Source organism: Skermanella sp. (assembly GCF_059503625.1).
On the sequence record NZ_JCACHA010000018.1, the window covers coordinates 1 to 4,517 of the forward strand.

Genomic DNA, 4,517 nt, shown 5'->3' on the forward strand with positions numbered 1-4,517 from the left:
CCGGCGGCAGGTAATGGCCGCTCAAGGAAACCACCCGTCATGAGCCGTTCCCGTGCCGATACGCTCCTGGTCGAGCGTGGCCTCGTCGAAAGCCGGGCCAAGGCGCAGGCGCTTATCATGGCGGGGCTGGTCTATTCGGACACGCTGAGGATCGACAAGGCCGGCCAGTTGCTGGCCGAGGATGCGCCGCTGGCCTTGAAGGGACAGGACCATCCGTGGGTATCGCGCGGCGGACTGAAGCTGGCCGAGGGGCTGGACCGCTTCGGGATAGATCCGGATGGACTGGTCTGCCTTGATGTCGGCGCTTCGACCGGCGGTTTCACCGACGTCCTGCTGTCGAGGGGCGCCGCCAAGGTCTACGCGGTCGATGTCGGACATGGGCAACTGGCGTGGAAACTGCGGCAGGACCCGCGCGTCGTTGTTCTGGAAAGGACCAACGCTCGCCATCTGACTGCTGCGGAGATCCCCGAACCGGTCGATCTGGTGGTCTGCGACGCCAGCTTCATCAGCCTGATGACCGTTCTGCCCGCCCCCCTGATGCTGACGCGCCCGGGTGCCCATCTGGTCGCCCTCATCAAGCCGCAGTTCGAGGTCGGCAAGGGCCGGGTGGGCAAAGGCGGCGTGGTTCGCGACACGGAACTGCACAGGGAAGTCTGCGAAACCGTCTCGGGCTGGCTCGGCGGTCTGCCGGACTGGAGCGTGATCGGAGTCGTCGAAAGCCCTATCCTGGGTCCGGAAGGCAACAAGGAATTTGTGATCGGTGGTGCCCGACAGGGTTAGAGACAAAAAGCCGGAATGCACGCTAAAGGTCATAGCGACGCGGCTGTTCCGGGGCAGTAAACATTGAGTTGAAGTAATACATCGCATTGTTTCATTGGCGCATTCTGGCAAGCGACATTGAATCGATTTGCGACAACTTTGATGTTTGGTGCCGCGGAGTTCTTTGTATGCGACAATTCTGGGCTCATTTAATCTCCCCCAATCTGGCGGAGGACTCAGGTGGCGCCCAATGGTTGGCCGACAAGAGTTATCGGCAGTGGCTGACGGTCATCGCCTTGTGCCTGCTGACGGGTGCGGTGCTGACATGGTCGCTACAATTCTGCAATACCCATGACGCGGATTCCGTCATCTTGTCGATCATGGCCCAGCAGAAGCTGACGCTGTTCTACTGGGGCCAGAACAGGTACATGAACCTTATACCCCTGGTGACTGCTTGGATCAGCGATATCAGCATCAATCAGCAGGTCCAGGTCTGGCTGCGCGCCTCGACGGCGGCAGCCTTCCCCCTGTTCGTCATCGTCCTGTTGCAGCCGAAGGCGTCGTTGCTGCTGTGCTTCGCCGCCTCCCTAACGGCTTTGCTGACGATTTTTCAGATTGATCTGATCCGCATCCTCTGGACCGACGGACAGCCTTACGGCCTGTCGCTGGTCCTGATGACCGGCGCCATGCTGGTGACGTCCCGCCTCGGCGGTCGGCGGATCGCAAGGCCACTGGCCTGCGTGATCCTGGCGTCGGGGCTGGTGGTTCTGGCGATGCTGGTCAACGCATCGCTGATCATCGTCGCAGCGCCACTGTTCGGATTGCTGATCCTGTTCGCCCCGTCGATCCAGAACGTTCTGCTATTTGCCATGAGCCTGGGCGGCTACATGGTTTCCAAGAAGCTGTCCAACTGGATCGGCGGACGCGAGTACGACAACATAATCTTTGATCCGGCCAATCTTTCCATGGCCTGGAACCGAATCATGGCCGGGATCGACGGCACGGCCCTGGGGCTGCTAGCGTTTCTGTTCGTCAGCGGACTGATCGTCATGCAGATGCGCCATCGCGCGACGCGGAGCGACGGCGATCCGGTGATCGCTCCGATCGCGGTGCGGTCCATCGCCCTGTCGGTCGCCTGCCTGATCTACATGCTGCTGGTTCCGAATATCGAGTGGGTGATCCTGAACCTCAGCCATGTCCGCTACTATGGCCTTATCTTGGTCCTGGGCATCTGTTTGTTCGCCGTCGTCATCGTCGAGACCCTGGTCGACGGCGAGCGGCGTATCGGCATGGCGCTGGCGCCTCTGGCCCTATTGATGGCAGTACTGGTCCTGTTCCGGACGAGCTGGCCGATAGCGTTTCCGCCGTCGGAGCAATGCAGCTTCATTGCAATGGAGCCGGGGAGCGATACGCAGAGTTCAGGATCCTTCGCGCAAATCGCCCTGGACCGCGATATTCACCTAATCCTCGGCAGCTACCGGATGGTCTGGCCAGCCATCTATGAGGCGATCAGGCTGTCGGGACGGGACGATATCTACGGTATGACCATGCGAGCTGAGGAGATGCGGCCGCAGATCCTGTCTCTTCTTGACAGCAACCCGGACGAGCATCTGCTATGCATCGACAAGGACATACAGGTGTGCTTGCAAGGGCTGACGTTTTCGCTCGGATCAGGCGAATACCATGGCAAGCCGCTGTCCGAGGCGATCGAGGTCGTCGAGGAAGGAACGACACCAGCCGGGCAGTACTACCGGATCATCGACCTGAAGGAAGGCGGGCCGGCACCCGATGCCGAAATGTCCGAAGGAAGCGGCAAAGCTCGTTGAAGAGAAGTGCGAACGATGACCGCTGAGACGACCACGGCTGAAGCCGCCCGAGGCGGCGAGCTTATTCGCCAGATCAACCGCGCCGTCCCCGTCTTCATCTGGATCAGCCCCGTGCTGGCCGGGCTCCTGTCGCTCCATATGGGCAAGAGCATGGCCTGGGATCTGCTGCACTACCATTATTACAACGGCTACGCTTTCCTGAACGACAGGCTGGATGTCGACATCCTGCCGGCTGTCTTCCACACCTTCCTGAACCCTGTGCTGGATGTCATCTTCTATGCGGCGGTGGAGGCGCTGCCCGCGAGGGCGGTGGGTTTCGGTCTGGGGGCAATCCATGGCGTCAACGTCATCCTGCTGTTCCTGTGCGCCCGCCGCGTGCTGGGGCACTGGGGCAGGGACGGGAGCGGCGACGGAACAGGCCCGGCGCCGAACCTGCTGCCGGCGTTTCTGGCGGTCAGCGGGTTCGGCTCCGCCGCGGCCATGGGGACGCTGGGGTCGTGGCACCATGACCTGATCGCCAGCCTGTTCTTCCTGGGAGCGCTGCTGGTCCTGCTGCGGCGCGGGGACGGCGTTACGCCGTGGCGGGCGGCGGCGGCCGGCTTGTGCGTGGGGCTGGGACTGGGGCTGAAACTGACCCTGGCGCCGTTCGTCGCGGCCATCGTGGCGGCTCCGCTGGCGCTGCCGGGACCGGTGCGCGACCGGGTGCTGGCATGCGTCTTCGCGGGAGTGGGTGCGGGGATAGGGCTGCTGACGACGGCAGGCTTCTGGATGGCGCGGATGTATGCCGAGTACGGCAACCCGTTCTTCCCGTTCTTCAACCGGCTTTTCGCATCGCCCTTCGCCGGGGCCGGCGACGGCCGCGACCTGCGCTACCTGCCGGTCGGCCTGTGGGAGTATCTGATCTATCCGGCGGTGTTCAGCTTCGACGGCGACCGGATCTCGGAAGCGCCGTGGCGGGATTTCCGCCTGCTGGCGGCCTTCGCCGTAGCGGTCTGTCTGGCGGCCGTCATCGCCGGTGCACGCCTGATAGGCAAGCGGAGCAGGGCGGAGCGCCGGCTTGCCGGCTGCGGCGATGCCCGGATGGTGCTGTGGGCCGCCTTCGTCGGCTATGCCGGCTGGCTGGTGCTGTTTTCCATTTACCGCTACGCCGTGCCGTTGGAAATGCTGGTCCCGCTGCTGCTCTGCATCATGCTGGTGGCCTTGGCCGGAGTGCGTTTCGGCACGGTGGCAACCGCCGCGTGCTGCCTGCTGCTGGTGGCGACGACGCAGAAGGCTGACTTCGCCCGCAAGGACTGGGGCGGCGATCCGTTCGTCGGGGCGGAGGTGCCGGCTTCTTACCGGGACCTGCGGGACGGCGTGATCCTGATGGCGGGGCGCAGCGCCGATGCCCATTTCATTCCGGCCTTCGACCCGAGCAACCGCTTTCTCCGGCTCGACGGCTTCGACTACGTCTATCGCGCCGACGATCCGTTCACCCGGCAGGCCGCCGACGTCGTGGCGGGACATCACGGGCCGGTGCTGGCGATGTTCCGCCGCGACCGGCGGGAGCAGGGGGCCGAAGACGCTTTCCGCGCCTTCGGGTTCACGATCGACGACGGGGCCTGCGCGACCGTGGAGTCCAGGGTCCGGCCGCCCGAGCCGACGCTCCTGTGCCGGCTCCGGCCGGTCCCAGCCGGTTAGCGGACCAGCCCCGTCGGCGGCATCGTCAGGATATCCCGCGAGGGATCGCGGACCAGCCCGCCAAGGTCGCGCAGCAGCGGGCGGATCTCCGTCAGAACGGCGGAGACGCTCCGCGCCTCGGATCGTCCCGTGATCAGGTCGAGCGCCTGCAACCACTGCGGCTCGGGCTTGGGGAAAGGTTCCAGGGTGACGTCGGCGTCGCGGGGCAGGCCGGCGGCCTCGCGCGCGAAGCCGAGGGCGGCATCCATGTCG

The 4,517-nt window shown here is 64.4% G+C and carries 3 protein-coding genes and 1 pseudogene; 3 read left to right on the forward strand and 1 reads right to left on the reverse strand.

Going from position 1 to position 4,517, the window contains the following annotated elements:
- The first annotated feature begins 39 nt into the window (after window positions 1-39).
- The 3 genes from AC5JJ6_RS00440 (at window position 40) to AC5JJ6_RS00450 (ending at window position 4,265) form a co-directional block, all read left to right on the forward strand.
- Entirely contained in the window at window positions 40-780 is a 741-nt protein-coding gene (locus tag AC5JJ6_RS00440; RefSeq protein WP_496040146.1) for a TlyA family RNA methyltransferase, read from the forward strand.
- A 233-nt stretch (window positions 781-1,013) separates the two neighbouring features.
- Window positions 1,014-2,585: a hypothetical protein gene (locus tag AC5JJ6_RS00445; RefSeq protein ID WP_496040147.1), complete on the forward strand. Its 1,572-nt coding sequence runs from the start codon at window positions 1,014-1,016 to the stop codon at window positions 2,583-2,585.
- Between the two features lie 15 nt (window positions 2,586-2,600).
- Window positions 2,601-4,265, forward strand: coding sequence for a hypothetical protein (locus tag AC5JJ6_RS00450; protein ID WP_496040148.1), 1,665 nt, complete (start codon window positions 2,601-2,603; stop codon window positions 4,263-4,265).
- On the opposite strand, the pseudogene AC5JJ6_RS00455 reads toward AC5JJ6_RS00450, so the two are convergent.
- Window positions 4,262-4,517: pseudogene (locus AC5JJ6_RS00455) on the reverse strand (hypothetical protein); the annotation flags it as partial. The gene AC5JJ6_RS00450 and the pseudogene AC5JJ6_RS00455 overlap by 4 nt on opposite strands.